This is a genomic window from Amycolatopsis sp. TRM77291, from assembly GCF_054166285.1.
This window is the reverse complement of the sequence record NZ_JBSZHF010000001.1, coordinates 2,756,533-2,774,124: the sequence shown is the minus strand read 5'-3', so window position 1 is coordinate 2,774,124 and position 17,592 is coordinate 2,756,533. Positions and strand designations below refer to the sequence as shown.

The 17,592-nt window shown below is 69.9% G+C and carries 19 protein-coding genes and 1 pseudogene; 9 read left to right on the top strand and 11 right to left on the bottom strand.

Going from position 1 to position 17,592, the window contains the following annotated elements:
* Positions 1 to 5: 5 nt before the first annotated feature.
* On the top strand, positions 6 to 404 hold the full coding sequence (locus ACXIZN_RS13120; RefSeq protein ID WP_457954634.1) for a DUF4333 domain-containing protein: 399 nt from the start codon (positions 6 to 8) through the stop codon (positions 402 to 404).
* A 43-nt stretch (positions 405 to 447) separates the two neighbouring features.
* Positions 448 to 1,668, top strand: a complete 1,221-nt coding sequence (locus tag ACXIZN_RS13115; RefSeq protein WP_457954633.1) for a GNAT family N-acetyltransferase — start codon at positions 448 to 450, stop codon at positions 1,666 to 1,668.
* A gap of 469 nt (positions 1,669 to 2,137) precedes the next feature.
* On the opposite strand, the gene ACXIZN_RS13110 is transcribed toward ACXIZN_RS13115, so the two are convergent.
* The 3 genes from ACXIZN_RS13110 to ACXIZN_RS13100 all read right to left on the bottom strand — a co-directional run bounded on the left by ACXIZN_RS13110 (position 2,138) and on the right by ACXIZN_RS13100 (position 4,668).
* Positions 2,138 to 3,115, bottom strand: a complete 978-nt coding sequence (locus ACXIZN_RS13110; RefSeq protein ID WP_457954629.1) for a pirin family protein — start codon at positions 3,113 to 3,115, stop codon at positions 2,138 to 2,140.
* Entirely contained in the window at positions 3,112 to 4,056 is a 945-nt protein-coding gene (locus ACXIZN_RS13105; RefSeq protein ID WP_457954627.1) for a 5'-3' exonuclease, read from the bottom strand. Before ACXIZN_RS13105 ends, ACXIZN_RS13110 begins: the two co-directional genes overlap by 4 nt.
* A 75-nt stretch (positions 4,057 to 4,131) precedes the next feature.
* A complete protein-coding gene (locus ACXIZN_RS13100; protein WP_457954625.1) occupies positions 4,132 to 4,668 on the bottom strand; it encodes an NADPH-dependent FMN reductase in 537 nt (178 codons plus the stop codon).
* 117 nt (positions 4,669 to 4,785) lie between these two features.
* Between ACXIZN_RS13100 and ACXIZN_RS13095 the strand changes: the two genes are divergently transcribed.
* The 6 genes from ACXIZN_RS13095 to ACXIZN_RS13070 are packed head-to-tail and all read left to right on the top strand — an operon-like array spanning position 4,786 to position 8,773.
* On the top strand, positions 4,786 to 5,364 hold the full coding sequence (locus tag ACXIZN_RS13095) for an ArsR/SmtB family transcription factor (protein ID WP_126732888.1): 579 nt from the start codon (positions 4,786 to 4,788) through the stop codon (positions 5,362 to 5,364).
* The gene (locus tag ACXIZN_RS13090) at positions 5,361 to 6,611 is read left to right on the top strand and encodes an MFS transporter (RefSeq protein ID WP_457954624.1); all 1,251 of its coding nucleotides are present in this window, start codon (positions 5,361 to 5,363) and stop codon (positions 6,609 to 6,611) included. Before ACXIZN_RS13095 ends, ACXIZN_RS13090 begins: the two co-directional genes overlap by 4 nt.
* Before the next feature lie 10 nt (positions 6,612 to 6,621).
* On the top strand, positions 6,622 to 7,764 hold the full coding sequence (locus ACXIZN_RS13085; RefSeq protein WP_457954623.1) for a M24 family metallopeptidase: 1,143 nt from the start codon (positions 6,622 to 6,624) through the stop codon (positions 7,762 to 7,764).
* Positions 7,761 to 8,213: an Lrp/AsnC family transcriptional regulator gene (locus ACXIZN_RS13080; protein ID WP_016334198.1), complete on the top strand. Its 453-nt coding sequence runs from the start codon at positions 7,761 to 7,763 to the stop codon at positions 8,211 to 8,213. Before ACXIZN_RS13085 ends, ACXIZN_RS13080 begins: the two co-directional genes overlap by 4 nt.
* Before the next feature lie 46 nt (positions 8,214 to 8,259).
* Positions 8,260 to 8,487 carry a hypothetical protein gene (locus ACXIZN_RS13075; RefSeq protein ID WP_007035425.1) on the top strand — a complete coding sequence of 76 codons (228 nt, stop codon included), beginning with the start codon at positions 8,260 to 8,262 and terminating at the stop codon, positions 8,485 to 8,487.
* A complete protein-coding gene (locus tag ACXIZN_RS13070; RefSeq protein WP_005150941.1) occupies positions 8,474 to 8,773 on the top strand; it encodes a hypothetical protein in 300 nt (99 codons plus the stop codon). Before ACXIZN_RS13075 ends, ACXIZN_RS13070 begins: the two co-directional genes overlap by 14 nt.
* 132 nt (positions 8,774 to 8,905) lie before the next feature.
* Here the strand turns inward: ACXIZN_RS13070 and ACXIZN_RS13065 are convergent, their stop codons facing one another.
* From ACXIZN_RS13065 to ACXIZN_RS13035, 7 genes and pseudogenes are all read right to left on the bottom strand, one after another.
* Entirely contained in the window at positions 8,906 to 9,979 is a 1,074-nt protein-coding gene (locus ACXIZN_RS13065; protein WP_457954622.1) for a GDSL-type esterase/lipase family protein, read from the bottom strand.
* Positions 9,980 to 10,302: 323 nt separating this feature from the next.
* Positions 10,303 to 10,485: pseudogene (locus ACXIZN_RS13060) on the bottom strand (maleylpyruvate isomerase family mycothiol-dependent enzyme); the annotation flags it as partial.
* Positions 10,421 to 11,005: a maleylpyruvate isomerase family mycothiol-dependent enzyme gene (locus tag ACXIZN_RS13055; RefSeq protein WP_457954620.1), complete on the bottom strand. Its 585-nt coding sequence runs from the start codon at positions 11,003 to 11,005 to the stop codon at positions 10,421 to 10,423. The gene ACXIZN_RS13055 and the pseudogene ACXIZN_RS13060, both read right to left, overlap by 65 nt.
* Positions 10,947 to 11,471 carry a hypothetical protein gene (locus ACXIZN_RS13050; protein WP_457954618.1) on the bottom strand — a complete coding sequence of 175 codons (525 nt, stop codon included), beginning with the start codon at positions 11,469 to 11,471 and terminating at the stop codon, positions 10,947 to 10,949. Before ACXIZN_RS13050 ends, ACXIZN_RS13055 begins: the two co-directional genes overlap by 59 nt.
* A gap of 70 nt (positions 11,472 to 11,541) precedes the next feature.
* Entirely contained in the window at positions 11,542 to 12,894 is a 1,353-nt protein-coding gene (locus ACXIZN_RS13045) for a M20/M25/M40 family metallo-hydrolase (RefSeq protein ID WP_457954616.1), read from the bottom strand.
* Entirely contained in the window at positions 12,887 to 13,714 is an 828-nt protein-coding gene (locus tag ACXIZN_RS13040) for a M55 family metallopeptidase (protein ID WP_457954615.1), read from the bottom strand. Before ACXIZN_RS13040 ends, ACXIZN_RS13045 begins: the two co-directional genes overlap by 8 nt.
* 42 nt (positions 13,715 to 13,756) lie before the next feature.
* On the bottom strand, positions 13,757 to 14,353 hold the full coding sequence (locus ACXIZN_RS13035) for an Rv1733c family protein (RefSeq protein WP_457954613.1): 597 nt from the start codon (positions 14,351 to 14,353) through the stop codon (positions 13,757 to 13,759).
* 282 nt (positions 14,354 to 14,635) lie between these two features.
* Here ACXIZN_RS13035 and abc-f point away from each other — a divergent pair, with 282 nt between their 5' ends.
* Positions 14,636 to 16,258: a ribosomal protection-like ABC-F family protein gene (abc-f, locus tag ACXIZN_RS13030; protein WP_457954611.1), complete on the top strand. Its 1,623-nt coding sequence runs from the start codon at positions 14,636 to 14,638 to the stop codon at positions 16,256 to 16,258.
* On the opposite strand, the gene ACXIZN_RS13025 is transcribed toward abc-f, so the two are convergent.
* On the bottom strand, positions 16,242 to 17,507 hold the full coding sequence (locus tag ACXIZN_RS13025; protein ID WP_457960507.1) for a family 1 glycosylhydrolase: 1,266 nt from the start codon (positions 17,505 to 17,507) through the stop codon (positions 16,242 to 16,244). The two genes, abc-f and ACXIZN_RS13025, sit on opposite strands and share 17 nt — an antisense overlap.
* Between the last annotated feature and the right edge of the window lie 85 nt (positions 17,508 to 17,592).

Sequence of the window (17,592 nt, the reverse complement as noted above, 5' to 3'; positions counted from 1 at the left end):
GAAGCTTGAGCAGGCGAGCCGTCTCGACGGTCGGTCTGTGTTGTGCCGCTTTCGCGACGCTGGCGGCGTGTTCGGACACCCCGGCGCCCGCACCGGCGACGAAGACCGTCACGGTCCCGCCGACGACGAGCGCTTCGTCGAACACGTCCGCCACGTCGGGCGGTTCGTCCTCCGCCGCTCCGGGCAGAGTTTTCGACCCGCGGACCATGCAGGCGGACGTGCGGAAGATCCTCACCGAGACCTATCAGGTGCGGGAAGTCGGCGACGTGCTCTGCCCGGCGAACCAGACGGTCAAGGACGGCAGCACGTTCGCCTGCACCGTCCAGGTCGGTGGAGAGGGCAAGACCGTCACGATCACGGTCACCGGGGACGACGGCCGCTATGAGGTCGGCGCGCCGGCCTGAAAACCGGTTGGGTTCGCCCGGCCCTGGCGGCAGGATCGGCGGTATGAGCGAATTCCATGTGCGTGCCGTGGCCGAAGGCGAACAGAGGGCGTGTCTCGACGTCCTGTCGCAGTCCTTGCACGGCAAGCCCCCGTCGGACGAGGTCTGGGCGAAGATGGCTCCGTCCTGGCCTGCGGCCGGGAAATTCGCCGCGTTCGACGACCACGGCACCCCGGTGGGCATCACCAGTTCGTTCGAGGTGGAGCTGACCGTCCCGGGTGGACAGAAGCTCGTCACGGCCGCCGTCGACGGTGTCGGCGTCCGCGCCGACTGGACCCGCCGCGGGATCCTCACCTCGATGATGGCCGCACAGCTGGAAGATCTCGCGGCGTGTGGTGTCCCGCTCGCCGCGCTGCATGCTTCGGAAGCGGTGATCTATGGCCGCTTCGGTTACGGCGCGGCCACTTTCTGCCGAGGTGTTTCCGTCGAACGCCCACGTGCCCAGCTGCGCGACGGCGTGGGCCGGGAGGGCGAGGTCAGGTTCGTCACCCCGGCCGAAGCCGTGGAGCGCGTTCCCGCCTTGTACAACCGCTTCGAGGGAACGCGGCCGGGTTTCGTCTCCCGGCCCGCCGGCTGGTGGCCGGGCTTCTTCGACCGAGTGGTCACCGGGGACGACGGATATCGCGTGGCCATCCACAGTGGACCGGACGGCGACGACGGTTTCGTCGTCTACCAGACCATCGACACTCGCGACCGGCAGGCGCCGGAGCGTGGCGCGCTCCTGGACATCCGGGAACTCCATGCCGCCACGCCGCAGGCATGGGCGGGTCTGTGGCGCTTCCTGCTTTCCATCGACCTGGTCTCGGCCGTGGCGGGCCGGGGCCGCCCGCTGGACGAGCCGCTCGCCGAACTGCTGACCGATCCGCGTGCGGTGAACACCACCGAGGTCATCGACGATCTGTGGCTGCGCCTCGTCGACGTTCTCGCGGCGCTGCGGGCGCGTTCGTATGGCACGGCCGAGCCCGTGGTGCTGGAAGTGCACGACAAGCAGCTTCCGGCCAACGACGGCCGCTACGTCGTCGGCCCGGACGGTGTGGAACGCACGACCGCCGAGGCGGATCTGCGGCTGGACGTCGCCACCCTGTCGTCTCTGTACCTCGGGCACGGCCTGTTCGGCGGTCTGGCCTTGTCCGGCCGGGTCGAGGTGCTGGACGAGGCCGCGGTGGCCCGTGCCGACGCGCTGTTCCACACCGCGCGCACGCCGTGGTGCGGGACGTTCTTCTAGGCACTCGTGAGTGGTAAGGACGGTTCTAGCCGAGGGTGTCTTAGGTACCTACTGGCTTCCGGCCGCCGTTGACCCCCGGGCCCGGTCTGTGGGGCCTGGAGCCGGTGTCGCGAAGGCCACTTTCGGGACGCCAGACGTCTCGAAAGTGGCTTTCGCGACATGATCACCAGGCCTGGCCACGGCCGACGTTGCGAAAGCCACTTTCGCAACCTTCGACGTTGCGAAAGTGGCTTTCGNGGCCTGGAGCCGGTGTCGCGAAGGCCACTTTCGGGACGCCAGACGTCTCGAAAGTGGCTTTCGCGACATGATCACCAGGCCTGGCCACGGCCGACGTTGCGAAAGCCACTTTCGCAACCTTCGACGTTGCGAAAGTGGCTTTCGCAACCCCCGGCCAAGCCTCCGCACCCGGCGGTACCGAGCGCCTCGGGTTCTCGTGAGTGGTAAGGACGGTTCTAACCGTCCTTACCACTCACGAGGGATTGCGGCGAGGCTTGATCCGCACCTGCGGCAGCGCGGGAGCGGGCAGCCACGCCGTGCTGCCCTGGTAGCCCTCCACGTGACCGAACCGGTCCGCCTGTGCCTGCCAAGCCTCGCGGTACTCGGCGATCTCCTCGTGGCTCCGGCCCACGAAGTTCCACCACATGACGAGTTCCTCGGTGAACGGGGTCCCGCCGAGCAGGAGCACCCGAGCCGGTTCGCCGCCGGAGTTCGTCAGTTCGAGCCGTCCGGCGCCAGGCGCGAGGTAGGCGAGCTCCCCGGTGCCCAGCGCGGCCCCGGCGACGGTGACGGAGCCGATGTCCTGCAGGACACCGTGTTCGAAGGCCGGGTCGACGTCGAGCGCCAAGTTCGCCCCGGGCTCGATCGTGAGTTCGGCGCCCAGCAGGGGAGTGAACGCCGGGACCGGCGACGTCGTCCCGGCGAGGCTGCCGAGAAAGACCCGGGCGGTCGCGCCGGGCAGTTCGACCAGCGGCGGCGCGTAGTGCCGGAAGTCCCTTGCGGTGTCACGGTGTTCGTCCGGCAGCGCGATCCAGAGCTGGACACCGTGCAGGACCGAGGTGTCCGATGTGGACACTGTGGTGACCTCGGAATGCGCGATGCCGTGCCCGGCGGTCATCAGGTTGAGCTCTCCGGGCCGCACCACGGCGGTGGTGCCGATGCTGTCGCGATGTTCGATCTCGCCGCTGAACAGCCAGCTCGCGGTCTGCAGCCCGGTGTGCGGATGCGGCGCGACGTCCATCCCGCCGGACTCCGAAACGTCCTGCGGGCCGTAGTGGTCCGCGAAACACCAGGCGCCGATCAAGGATCGTTGGCGCTGGGGGAGTGTCCGGCGGACCCGGATCGCGCGTGGACCGCCGAGCGGGACGTCGCGCGGGGTCAGCACGGTGACGCCTTCGCCCGGTCGTTCGGAGCACAGCAGCTCGGCCGGGTCGGCCTCGGTGTTGCTCATGAATTCGGGAGCGCGGCCAGCAGACGTTCCACCGAACGGCCGAGATTCCAGCGCTCCGCGAGTTCCGCGACCTTGGCCGGGTCGGCGGGCTCGGACGGGACGACGTCCGGGCGGGACTGTTCGACCGGCGCGTCGGCGGCGACCCGGACGACGGTCGGGGCGACCGCGAGATAGTCGGCGGCTTCGGACAGCCGGAGCCGGGTCTTGAGCGGCACCCGCGAGTCGCCGGCGTTGGAAGCCTCGATCAGTTCCTGCAGCGAACCGAACTGGGTGATCAGCTTCGCCGCCGTCTTCTCACCGATCCCGGCGACGCCGGGCAGCCCGTCCGACGGGTCGCCGCGCAGCGCCGCCATGTCGGCGTATCCGGGGCCCGCGTTCGCCGCCGGGATGCCGTACTTGGCGGCGATCTCCTCCGGGCCGAGGACCTCGGCCTTGTTCCAGCCCTTGCCGACGTAGATGACCACCGTGGCCGTCGGTTCGTGGCGGACCAGCTGGAATAGGTCGCGGTCACCCGTGATGACCTCGACGGGGGACTCCTTCTCACGGATCGCCAGCGCGCCGATGACGTCGTCGGCCTCGTACCCGGCCGCCTCGGCCGTCGCGATCCCGAAGGCCTCCAGCAGCTCCAGGATGATCGGCACCTGCGGCGTCAGCGTGTCCGGCACCTCTTCGACGTCGCTGCCTTCCGGGACCTCTTCGGCCACCCGGTGCGCCTTGTAGCTGGGCAGCAGATCGGTGCGGAACTTCGGCCGCCAGTCAGCGTCGAGGCACGCCACGAGCCGGGAAGGCCGCCGGTCGACGAGGATCCGCGCGATGGTGTCGGTGAATCCGCGCACCGCGTTGACCGGTGTCCCGTCGGGGGCGGTCATCGAATCGGGCAGCGCGTAGAACGAGCGGAAGTAGAGGCTCGCGGAATCGAGGAGAGCGAGTGGTCCGGTCACGCGGACAGCCTGCCACGTCCGGCCTCGGATGTGCGTGAAGGACCCGACCCCCAGCCGGGTCCTCCACGGACATCGTCAGGCCGCGTACGGCCGCGCCCGGCGCGCGTCGCGGAGGGCGTTGGCCCACCAGTTCAGCTGATTCAGCAGCGTGGTGGCCGCGGCGGAGGCGCCTTCGAAGTCGTCGTGCGTACCGTCCGGGCCGAAGTGGTTCCAGGCGTACGGGAAGCTGACGGTCTCGCGGATCGTGGCGGCGTGGAGTTCGGCGAAGACCGGGCGCAGGTGCTCCACCGCGCGCAGGCCGCCCGAGATCCCGCCGTACGAAACGAAGGCGACCGGTTTCCCGTGCCATTCGGGGCCGGTGGCGTCGAGCGCGGTCTTGAGCGGGCCGGGGTAGCTGTGGTTGTACTCGGGGACGATCACGACGACGGCGTCCGCGGCGGCGACGCCGGGCGAGAGATCGCCGGGACTTTCGGCGAGGTCGATGACGGACAGGGTGACGTCGTCGCGCTGTTTGGCGCGGTCGAGGAACCAGTTCGCGACGACGGGCGCGAAGCGGCCCTCGCGGACGCTGCTGATCACGACGGCGAGTTGGTAAGTCGGGTTCGTTGTCATGCCAAGACCGTAAAACCTGTACTTAACTTGAAGTCAAACTCCAGAATCGCCGCATATCAGGATCCAATCGCAGAGAACTCTTTGCAGAGAAGTCTTTGCGGTTGTACGGTATGGCGCATGGGGAAGAGTGAGAGGTATCTCGCGCGGGTCGACGGCCGCATCCTGCGGGCGCTGTCGCATCCACTGCGCGTCAAGATCCTGGAGTTGCTGCGGGAGGACGGTCCGGCGACGGCGTCCGGGCTGGCGAAACGGGTGGGGGAGAGCTCCGGGACCACGAGCTGGCATCTGCGTCAGCTGGCCGAATCCGGGCTCATCACGGAGGACACCGAGCGCGGCAGCAGGCGCGACCGGTGGTGGAAGGCGGTGCACGAGGGTGACCAGATGCGCGCCCGGGACTTCATCGACGACCCCGATCTCGCCGGTCCGTTCAACGCGTACGCCCACACGATGATCGAGCGGCGCTACGCCGCCGAAGCGCAGTTCGTCGCCGAAGTGCGGGACTGGGCCGACGAATGGATCGACAAGGTCAGCTTCCACGACTCGCCCCTCTCGCTGACACCGGACGAGGCCGCCGCGCTGAGCGACGAGATCCTCGACGTGATCGCCCGCTACCGCCGTCCGGAGAAGGACGGCGACACCCAGGTCCGCGTGCACTGGGCGGCCTTCCCGAGGAAGTCCCGGCCGGAGACGCCATGAGCCGGACGCCGCTGGGGGCTCTGGTCGTGGCTTCGGGGATCTCCTCGGCCGGAGTGATGATGACGTTGCTCGCGATCCCCTGGTTCGTGCTGCAGAGCACGGGCAGCGGCACCAAGACCGGCCTCGTCACCGCGGCCGAGGTGCTGGGCCTGATGGTCGCCGCGTTGCTGGGCGGCCCGATCGTGGACCGCGTCGGCACGCGGCGGGCGAGCGTCGGCGCGGATCTGCTGACCACCGGCACGGTGCTGCTGATCCCGCTCGCGATGGGCACGACGGGGCTCAGCCTGCCGGGGCTGATCGCCTTGTCGTTCGTGATGGGCGTTTCCCGAGGTCCTGCCGACACGGCGAAGCAGGTGCTGCTCCCCGGAGTGGCCGAACTCGGCGGTGTCGGCGTGAGCCGGGCGGCGAGCGCCGTCGAGGCGGCGATGAGAACCGGCCGGATGGTGGGCGGACCCGCCGCCGGCGCGCTGATCGCCCTGATCGGTCCGGTGCCGGTGCTGTTCGTCGACGCGGGTGCGCTCATGCTGTCCTCGGCGCTGGTGTTCGCGTTGATCCCGGTCGCGGCCGGCCCGCCGAGACCGTCGTCGGGCGGATATCTCAAGCAATTGCGCGAAGGGCTCGGGTACGTCAAACGGGACGCGGTGCTGCGCGCCGTCGTCGGCATGCTGATGCTGACCAGCAGCCTCGACTTCGGCCTGCTCGGTGTCCTGTACCCGGCATACGGAGACCAGGTCCTGCACAGCACCGCGCTCATCGGAGCGATGATCACCGCGGTCGCGACGGGCGCTCTGCTCGGCTCGGCGCTCTACGGCTGGGTGGGCCACCGCGTCTCGCGGCGGACGGCGATCCTCGTGGCCGTGGGGATCGAGGGCGCACCGCGTTTCGCCCTGCTCGCCCTGGAGCCCGCGCCGCCCGTGCTGCTGGCCGGGCTCGTGGTCGCCGGGATCGGCGCGGGCGCGCTGAATCCGATCGTGCTCCCGGCGGTCTACGAACGGGTGCCGGAGGCCGTGCGGGGGCGCGTGCTCAGCCTTCTCGTGGGCGGAGTACTCGCCGCGGCGCCGCTCGGCTCGATGGCCGCCGGGTTGCTGCTGGACGGGATCGGGCTCGTCGGCGCGCTCGGCGTGTTCGGTGGCCTGTACCTGATCGCCACGACCTTCCCGGCGATCTTCCGGGTCTGGCGCGGGCTCGACGATCCCGCCCCGATCGGGGGTGACCGGCCGGTGAGCCAAGGGGCGCGGACCGACTAGGCTCGCCTTCATGTCGCGCCGTTCCCTTCACAACCCAGCCCCCGACGCCGCCAGCCTCCGCGCCCGCCTCGACCGGGCCCGCGCCGCCGCGGCCGCCGCCGGCACCGACGCCCTGCTGATCGCACCCGGCTCGGACCTGCGCTACCTCATCGGCCAGGCCGGGGGCTCCTTCGAACGGCTGACCACGCTGGTGATCCCGGCGGACGGCGTCCCGGCGCTGGTGCTGCCGAAGCTGGAGGCACCCGGCTACGCCGACGTCCCCGCCGACGAACTCGGCATCGAGATCGTCACCTGGGTCGACGGTGACAACGCCTACCAACTGGTCGCCGACCGGCTGGGCAAGCCCGGACGCGTCGCGGTCAGCGACTTCACCCCGGCGCTGCACGTGCTCGCCTTCCGCGGCGCGCTCGGCGACGCGGAGCAGACACTCGCCGGGCCGATCGTGCGCGAACTGCGGATGCGCAAGGACGCCGCCGAGATCCAGGCGCTGCGCGACGCGGGTGCCGCCATCGACCGCGTGCACGCCCGCGTGCACGAATGGCTGCGCCCCGGCCGCACCGAGGCCGAGGTCGGCGCGGACATCACCGCCGCGATCGTCGAAGAGGGCCACACCCACGCGGACTTCGTGATCGTCGGCTCGGGCCCCAACGGCGCCAGCCCGCACCATGACGTCTCCGACCGGGTCATCGAGCGCGGCGACGTCGTCGTGGTCGACATCGGCGGCCCGATCGCCGAGGGCTACAACTCCGACTCCACCCGCACGTACGCGGTCGGTGAGCCGCGTGACGCCGACGTCGCCGAGACCTACGCCGTCCTGCAGCGTGCCCAGAAGGCCGCTGTCGACGCCGTCCGCCCGGGCGTCACCGCCGAGTCGATCGACGCCGCCGCGCGCGACATCATCGCCGAGGCCGGTTACGGCGAATACTTCATCCACCGCACCGGCCACGGTATCGGCCTCGACGTGCACGAAGAGCCCTACATCATCAAGGGCAACGCGCTGCCGCTCGAACCGGGCATGGCCTTCAGCGTCGAGCCCGGCATCTACCAGCCGGGCCGCTGGGGCGCCCGCATCGAGGACATCGTCGTCGTCACCGAGGACGGCGTCGAGCCGGTCAACCAGCGCCCGCACGACCTGATCGTGCTCGACGCATGACCGGTTCCCTGGAGCCGCTGGATCAGGCCATCGTGCAGGAACTGGCCGCGGACGGACGGCGCAGTTTCACCGATCTGGCGGAGCGGGTCGGGCTTTCGGTGTCGGCGGTGCACCAGCGGGTGCGCCGCCTGGAGCAGCGCGGGGTCATCCTCGGGTACACCGCGCGGCTCGACGGCGAGCAGATCGGGCTGCCGCTCACGGCGCTGATCTCGCTGACGCCGAACGATCCGGCGGCCCCGGACGACTACCCGCAGCGTCTCGAGCACATCAAGGAGATCGAGTCCTGCTACTCGGTCGCCGGGGACGAGTCGTACATCCTCCTGGTCCGAGTGGCGTCGCCGCTCGGCCTGGAGGACCTGCTCCGCCGTATCCGCGAGTCCGCGAAGGTCTCGACCCGGACCACGGTGGTGCTGTCGACGCCGTTCGAGGGCCGCTCGCCCACCCTGTGAGACGAGAAAAGGGGCGGGCTTGCGCGGCGCTGGTACGATAAAAGGTATGGCAACACGTAAGGTCACTCTCTCACTCGACAGTGGTGCGCTCGAGTTCGCCGAGCGGGCCGCGAAGGCACACGGGATCTCGGTCTCGTCGTGGTTGTCCAAAGCCGCCCGCAGGGAGGCCGTCCGCACCGGTTACACCCCGCAGCGCGCCCCGGTCGAACCGTCCGCCGAATCGGACGAGGCCGAGCTGACCGCCGCGGAGAAGGATCTGCGTGCACAGGGGTGAAGTCTGGACGTACCACCCTCCGACCGAACCGGCACGGCAGCGCACCGTCGTCCTGCTGTCCTCGGACGGGGTGAACGAGTCCGAGCGGCCGTGGCTGCTCGGCACCGAACTGCTGGACCGTGATCCGCAGGACATCCTCGGCGTCGCCGTCGACGCGCGGTACTGGGTTTCCACGTTGAACCTCACGCGCCTGTACCGGCCGTGGTTCGACGAGAAGATCGCGGAGATCGACCAAGAGGTCCAGGAGCGCATCGACATCGCGTTGCGCGCCGCCCTCGACCTCTAGCCACGCGAGTCGCGTCCCCGAACACGCGTGTTACGTCTCCAAGCACGCGAGTCGCGTCTCCGATCACGTGTGTCGCGCCTTCAAACACGCGAGTTGCGCCTCCAAGCACGTGTCGCGTCTCCCAGCACGCGATTAGCGCGCGATCACCTCGGGCGCGGCGTGCAGTTTGCCGTCGGGGCCGGAGAGGCACGACGCGTTGCCGCCGCGGGCGGCGAGGAATTCGTTGAGGCAGTTCGCGATCTGCGCGTGGCCGTTCGCGTTGGGGTGGAACGACTCCTGCAGCGCGTGGCTCGCGCGGTCCACCTGGCCGAGGTCCCGCAGCTGCAGCGTCAGCCTGCTGAACCACTCGTTCGCCGGGTCGCTGCTGCACGCCTCGTGCCCGGCGCCCGCCCGCGAGAGGTCCAGGAACCGCGCGCTGGTCGCCCTCGACGCCTGCTTGAGCCCGTCCGACAGGACGGAGACGCCGTCGCGGCGCATCCACTCCAGGTCCTCGGTGCGGAACGGGCAACCGTTGAGGCTGCGCAGGGCCTCCGGGATCTGGGGGCCGACAGGCGAGGCGTACGACATCAGCACGAGCTGATAGTCCGCCGGCACGTAACCCGCCTGCGCCAGCACCTTCTTCACGTCGGCGACGGCGTTGGTCACCTTCGGCACCATGGCGTCCACTTTGGACTTCCACGTGGTGCGAAGCGCCGCGCTGCACGGCGGGTTCTGCGGGGAGAACCAGGCCTTGAAGCATTCGTTGACCTGAGCGGAGAACTTCGGCTCGTCGTTCGCGCCGATCGCGATCACCACCGCCGCGACCCGATGGTCCTTGATCAGGTTCGCGAGCTGCTGGGCCTGAGACGGCTCGGTCCACTGCTTGGCTTCGCCGAGGGCGATCTGCTCCGACGGCGCCCCCGAACACGCGAGGTTCACCCGCGCGGTGACGTCGGGGATCTTGATCTGCTCGACGAAGGCGTTGGGGGAGCGGTGGCACCAGTTGCCGCCCTGCCCGTTGGTCGTGGGCGTGTAATCGCCCGCGCCCTCGCCGGACACGGTGCTGTCGCCGATGGCGACGACCGTCAGCGGCCCCGTCCCCGGCGGCCCTTGGCGCGGGGACGGTTGCCCTGGGCGGCTTTCCGACCCGGTAAAGGCAATGAACCCGACGAGAACCACCACGAACGTGAGCGCGAGAGCACCCCACCACCACCGGAAACGTCGCATCGTCACCGGATTCTACGGACCCGTGGCCCGACAGGGTGATCATGGCGGTGTGACGGTCGCGATGCCCCGTCCGTCGGAGCTGGCGCTTGGGGCTCCTTTGAGCCGTTCCACCGCGCTGTCGAGTCAGCCGGCCCAGCGCTGGATCGCGATGTCGAGCAGCTTGCGCGCCTGGTCGGCGGAGGCGTCGGCCCAGGCGATGATCCCGTCCGGGCGCACGCGAGGACCGCCGCCCCTGGCCCGGAAAGTTCGTCCAATGCCGCTGCCCGGCCGGCGATCGACAGCAGGAGAGCCTCCCCGGGGCCGCGGACTTCCGGTCCGGATCCGGCCGACCAGCCGACATCCGTGGCGACGAGCCGGAGCCCGCGCGCCCGCTTGCGCGCCTTGATCGGCGGTGCGTAGCGGGCGAAAGCCAGGGCGTGACGCAACCGGTCCGGCGGCACCTCACGGGGAAACCCCAGCGGGCGCCGGATGTCCTGGTGATGGAGGATCCCGTCGAGCAGCGCCACCCGCCCACCGAACGCCGAGGTCAGGCCGCGGGGGGGGGGGGGGGGGGGGGGNCGGCGGCACCTCACGGGGAAACCCCAGCGGGCGCCGGATGTCCTGGTGATGGAGGATCCCGTCGAGCAGCGCCACCCGCCCACCGAACGCCGAGGTCAGGCCGCGCGGTTCGAGGTGCTCCTCGAACCGCGCGATCAGCTCCTCCGGTGTCCGGCCGGGATTCCGTGCGACACCGAGCGCGTTCATCCGGTTCAGCCGCAGCCCGCCGCGGACGGCCTGGCCTGCCAGATCGCGGAACCGCTGGGCGTCGTAGTCGACGACGTGGGCGACCACCTGCCGGACCGTCCACTCCGAACACAACGTCGGCGCGTCCCAGTGCTCGGGGGACAGCGTTCGCAGGAACGCTGCGAAGTCGGCACGTTCGTCCCGGGCGAGTCGCGCGACAGAGCCCACCAGCGGCCTCCTTGGGTCATTCGTAGTCGAGCCACCCGCAAACGTAGTAGTTCGTGTCCTCGTTCCGCTCGACATACCAGGAATAGACGACGTCGCCCGCGAGTTCGCCGTTGCGCGCGTTCCGCTGCGTGACCTTGGCCTGAACCGTCACGAACTCCTGGTCCGGCGGGACGGAGTACGGCAGCATCTCCCAGCGCTCGACGTAGTGCCCGTGGAGTTCGAACCCCAGGAGCGTCGCCCGCAGCCGCGGGCAGGTACCGCTGCGCAACGCGGTCATGTCGTGATTGGCCAGCCCGTTCATGTAGACCTGGAACACCCGGTCGATCGCGGCGGGTTCGAGACCGGGTGCGGATGACGTCGAGGGTGCCGTGGGCGTCACGGTCAGGGTCTGCGTCTCAGTAGGGGGAGCGGAGTCCGAGGTGGACGTCGCGGATGCGGCGTCGGGACGCGGGATCGTGAATCCGCTCCGGCACGCCGGGAGAGCCGTGCCGAGGCCGATCAGGAGGACGCCCGCCAGGACGCGCGAAGTCAGAGGTCTCACGCCGCTGACGTTATGGAGCCTTCATGAAATTCGCATGAAAGGCACCGGACGGCCGGTTTCGCGTGGTTCCTCAGCAGTTCTCCAGGAAGTGCCGCAGCACCCGGGTGCCGAACCGCAGGCCCTCGACCGGGACGCGCTCGTCCACGCCGTGCGCCATCGCTCGGTACGGAAAGCCTTCCGGCAGCCACAACGGCGCGAAGCCGTAGCAGTCGATCCCGAGCGGGCTGAACGCCTTCGCGTCCGTGCCGCCGCCCATGCAGTAGGGGACGACGACGGCGTCGGGGTCTTGCGAGCGCAGCGCGTCCGCCATCGCGTCGAACCACGGCGAATCCACCGGAGCCTGGACCGGCGGCTGGTGCGCGACGAACTCGCGGGTGACGCCCTCGCCGAGCATCGCGTCGAGCTCGGCGAGCAGCTCCGGTTCGGAGCCGGGGAGGACACGGACGTCCACCTGGGCCTCGGCCGAAGTCGGGATCACGTTCACCTTGTAGCCGGCGTCGAGCATGGTCGGCGTCGTGCTGTTGCGGACGGTCGGCACGACCAGCGCACCGGCGGGCCCGAGCCGCGCGATTGTTCCGTCCACATCGGACAGATCGATCGGGACGCCGAGCGCTTCCCCGGTGCGTTCGAGGAACGCCTGGACCGTCGGGGTCAGCTGGACCGGCCAGCGGTGCGCGGCGATCTCGCCGAGCGCGGTGACCAGCCGGGTCACCGCGTTCTCGTCGTTGGGACGCGATCCGTGGCCCGCGCGGCCCTTGGCGGTCAGGCGCAGGTGCGCCGTGCCGCGTTCGGCCGTCGCCACCGGATAGAGCCGCACGGTCCGGCCGTCGGCGGCGGGGACGTGATAGGTGTACCCGCCCGACTCGCTGATCGCGACCGCGCAGCCGTCGAACAGGTCCCGGTGCGCCGCGGCGAGCCAGTGCGCCCCGTACTCGCCCTTGTCCTCCTCGTCGGCCACGAACGCGAGGACGATGTCCCGCCGCGGCCGGACACCGGTGGCGAGGGCGGCGAGCACCATCGCGCAGAAGTCCTTCATGTCGACCGCGCCGCGGCCCCAGAGGAACCCGTCGCGGACCTCGCCCGAGAATGGATCCACCGACCAGTCGGCGGCGTCGGCCGGGACGACGTCGAGATGTCCTTGGACGAGCAGCGCGGGCAGACTCGGGTCGGTGCCGGGCACCCGGGCGATCACGTTCGCGCGGCGGGGCGCGGACTCGATGATCTTCGAACCGATCCCGAGTCCCGAAAGCAGCGATGCCACGTACTCGGCCGCATCGCGCTCGCCCTCGGAGTCCCCGTCGCCGCGGTTCGTGGTGTCGAACCGGATCAGCCGCGAACAGACTTCGACGACATCCAGGTCGGCGTTGTTCCGGGAACCCGCTCCCGCGTCGGGAAGTTCGCCCCGCGTTTCGAGCTCAGCCATAGATACCCTGCACCGCCCCGGCCGCGATCGCCGTGACGATCTTGAACGCCTTCATCGCTTCGGTCATGTCCGGCGCGTCGAAGCCGACCCGCCGCACGCCGATCTGTTCCACCGTCGGGATCACCGCCGCGGCCTGTGCGAGGTGGGTCGCGTCGAACTCGACCTCGATCCGGTGCGGCGTGGTGAACCGCTCGACCCGGCCCGCCCGGTTCATCGCGTCCGCCGCCGCCGAGCTCAGCAGTTCGGCCGTCCTCGCGGGCGGCAGGCAGATCGCGGCGTAACGGCTGACGCATTCCTTCACCGTGACCAGTTCGGCCTCCGGCGCGTAGTCCTGGGCGTCGTCGCAGGCCTTGTCGTCACCGGAGACGACGAGCACCGGAACGCCGTATTCGGCGGCCATCGCGGCGTTCAGCCTGCCTTCGCTGGCGGGCACGTCGTCGAGCCACACGCCGGTGATCTGGTTCTCCAGGTACGTGTGGGACAGGACGCCGTCGAACCCCGCGCCGGCGTGGTAGCCGAGGAAGACGACGCCGTCCACGCAGGTGTCGATGCCCTGCATCATCGAGAGCGGCTTGTGCCTGCCGGTGAGCATGCGCGCGCGCCCGTCGAGGTCTTCGAGCAGGAGGTTCCGCTGGGACGAATGCGCCTCGTTGACCAGCACGTCGGTGGCGCCGGAATCGAACAGGCCCGCGATGGTGGCGTTGACGTCACCGGTGAACAGGCGACGGAATCGTTGCCACTGCTCGGTACCGGGGATGACGTCCTCGGTCCAGGTGACGCCGGTGGCGCCCTCCATGTCCGCCGAGATCATGATGCGCATGCGGGGCACCCTAGCCGAGGCGCTTTGCCTTCGCCGCCGGGCTCAGGGCCAGGAACCGGACCGCGGGTACACCGCCCAAGCGCGCTCCCAGGCCGCTGCGCGCTGCCGGTCGAGCACCAGCCGGACGACCCGGTGGAACAGGACGAGCGAGCCGACCACCGCGAACCAGAGCCAAAGACCCACGAGCACCGAATCGAACACCGCCGTCGACGCGTTCCTCGGGGCGGCGGTGAGCTCACCGCGGGCGTCGATCCAGATCGGCACCGCCGTTCCCGCGGGGCTACCCGGCGCCGCGAGGACGGCTCCGGTGTGCCTAGCTCCGCGTGAGTCGGTCCAGGTCGCCTGGGTGGTGGAGTCGTCGGTCCCGACGCTCTCGCTGTCGACGATGCGGACGGGCGCGGCCGTCAGCAGATACGCGGTGGCGGCCTGACGCCCGGTCGCGTCGACGGCGGCCGCGGCGACCTGCCTGCCGTGGTTGGCGGAGCCGACGGCGGCCGCGACCGGTATGGCGAGCAACGCCGCGAGGATGACCAGCTTGAGCACCAGGGCTTCGAACCGGTCGGAGCCTCGGGCCAGCGAATTGCGACCAGGGAAGAGCCGTCGCCCGAACCGGGCGATCGGACCGCTGGACCCGTGCACGAGGAACCCCATTCCCTCAGACCGCGAAAACCTCCGTCTTCGATTCTCGGTCACCGGGGCGCCGCTGTCGCGGTATGGGGACACAGACCACTCTGTGAACCCGTACACAACCTTTAATTCGTTTTACCCGTCCGCGTTCCCCCGCTACCGTCTTCGACATGGGGATTTTCTTCACTCTGTGATTCTCGCCTTCGACGCGGCCCTGGCGTAGAGCCTTCGCTCCGCCGGGCCGCGTCCTTCCGCATGTCCTTCTTCCCTTGCGAGAATCAGGAGGACGCCCCTGTGCGTACCCCGTATCGAAATCCCGGAACACAACTCGTGCTCTCCGGTGTCACCAAGCGTTTCGACGACCATGTCGTACTCGACCAGGTCTCCTTCACCGTCAAACCGGGGGAGAAGGCGGGCGTGATCGGCGACAACGGCTCGGGCAAGTCCACGTTGCTGAGGCTGATCGCCGGCCGGGACCTGGCGGACAACGGCATGGTGACCGTCACCGCGCCCGGGGGTGTCGGCTATCTCCCGCAGACGCTGGAACTGCCCGACACCGCCACGGTCGGCGACGCGATCGACCTCGCCCTTGCCGACATCCGGCACCTGGAGTCGCGGCTGCGGGCGGCCGAAACGTCGCTCGAAACCGCCGAAGACCTGGCCGCGTACGGCGACTTGACGGCCGCCTACGAAGCCCGTGGTGGTTACGAGGCCGACGCCAGGGTGGAGGTCGCGCTGCACGGGCTCGGGCAGCCGGGCCTCGATCGAGGCCGCGCGCTGGGCAGCCTGTCCGGCGGCCAGCGGTCGCGGCTCGCGCTCGCGGCCACCCTGGCCGCTTCGCCGGAATTGCTGCTGCTGGACGAACCGACCAACGACCTCGACGACGAAGCCGTCGCCTGGCTGGAGAACCATCTTCGCGGGCATCGCGGCCGGATCGTCGCGATCACCCACGACCGGACGTTCCTCAGCCGGGTCACCAGCACGATCCTGGAGGTCGACGCCGACCGCCGGACCGTGCAGCGCCACGGCGACGGCTACTCGGGCTATCTCGCGGCAAAGGAGGCTGCACGGGCTCGCTGGGTCCGGGAGTACGAGGAGTGGAGGTTGGAGAAAGCCCGCTACGAACGGATGGCGGACGTCAACATCGACCGGTTCTCGGCGATCCCGCGCAAGGCTCCGGCGGCCTTCAGCGGGGCCGGCGCGTTCCGGGCCCGGTCGCGGGCGCACGGGGCGATGAGCCGGATCCGGTCGGCGCGCGAGCGGATCCAGCGCCTCGAAGCGGACCGTGTCCCGCCGCCGCCCGAGCCGCTCCGGTTCACCGCGCGGATCGCCGCGGGGGAGACCGAAGCCGATCAGTACGTCGTGAAGGTGGACGACGTGTCGGTCGACGGCCGCCTGCCTCGGACGTCGCTCAGCGTGTCGCCGGGCGAGCGGGTCCTCGTGACCGGGCCCAACGGGGCGGGTAAGACGACTCTGATGCGGGTGCTCGCCGGCGAGCTGGCTCCCTCGACGGGGTCGGCGGAACGGACGGGCCGGATCGGGTTCCTCCACCAGAACGGCGGACTCGCCGCGGACGCTCGAACCGTTCTGGCGGTCTTCGCCGGGAACGGTGACGAGGACGAGGCGGCCGAGAGGTTGCTGTCGCTCGGCCTGTTCCGGGCGCCGGATCTGCGCAAGCCGGTCCGGGAGCTGTCCATCGGGCAGCGGCGCAGGCTCGAACTGGCCAGGCTGGTGACGGCCACGACCGATCTGCTGCTGCTCGACGAGCCGACGAACCATCTCGTCCCGGATCTCGTGGAGGAGATGGAACAGGCGCTCGCGGAGTACTCCGGCGCGCTCGTGGTCGTCACCCACGACCGGCGGATGCGGCGGACGTTCGAGGGCAGGCGGCTGGAACTGGTCACTTCAGCGGCATGAGCGGTCCGTCCACTTTGGCCGGATTGAGGCAGCTGTCGAGCCCGTCCACAAGGGAACAGGTCCCCGGGCCGCGCTTGAGCCGGAAGCCCTGCGGCACGCCACCCGCCGCCACCAGACCCTGGTAGGCGGGAACGGCGTCCGTGGGGCGCCTGCTCAGCGCGGGATCGGTGAGCGCGTCCACTGTGTACAGTCCGAACCGGGCCCGATAGCTGCCCCATTCGTAGTTGTCGGTGAGGCTCCAGTAGTTGTAGCCGATGAGGTTCATCCCGTCGGCCTTCGCCCGCTGGAGCCAGTACACGGTGTCGCGGACGTGATCGCCGCGGGAGTAGTCCGCGTCGCGGAGCTTCCCGTTGTCGGTCGCCATGCCGTTCTCGACGATGTAGAGCGGCAGGCGCGGGAACCGGTTGTGGTAGCTGCGCAGCGCGTAGTAGATGCCTTCGGGCTGGAGCTTCACGTCCCAGAACCTGTCGCCGGCGGCGGCGAACACGGTCCAGTTGTCGATGCTCAGGCCGTAGTAGTAGTCGATCCCGATGAAGTCGAGCTTGTCCTTGACCTGGTCGAGGAAGAACCAGTCGGCCATCCCGTTGACGCCGGTGATGTAGGCCTGGTTGCTGGTGACCTTCGCGGTCGGGTCGAGTTCGTGGATCAGGTCGTAGGCCCGCCGGTGTGCCTGGACGACGTTGGACTGCGCCGCGAAGTACCGCGTGGCGTTCAGCGCCCCGACCTTCTGTTCGTTCTTGAGGAAGATCAGCGGCTCGTTGAACGTCACCCAGAGGACGTCCTGCCCGGCGTAGCGCTGGACGATCTTCCGGCAGAACTCCAGCCACGCGTCGGCCGTCCGCGACTCGGCCCAGCCGCCCTGATCGAGCGCCCAGCCCGGGTACACCCAGTGGTTGAGGGTGATCATCGGGGTCATGCCCGCGGCGCGGACCTGCCGGAGCACGTCGTCGTAGAAGGCCAGTTCGGTTTCGTCCCACCGTCCTGGCGCGGGCTCGACGCGGGCCCACTCGATGCCGAAGCGGTAGGTGTTGACGCCGAGCCCGGACGCGAGACGGATGTCGTCGGCGTAGCGGTGCCGGAAGTCCACGGAGTCGCGATATTCGTCGACGCCGTCCTTCCCGGCGGACCGGTCCACGAACCGCTTCCAGTTGCTGTCCGGAGCACTGCCCTCGGACTGGTAACCCGACGACGCGACGCCCCAGTAGAAGTCCCGGGACCAGCCGTCGTCCTGCGATGCGGACGCGTCCACCGCCGAAAGTGTCGCGCATAGTGAGACGGCGACCATCGAGGACAGCACCCGGCGTAACCTTCCCCGATGCTCCGGCCACTTCGTC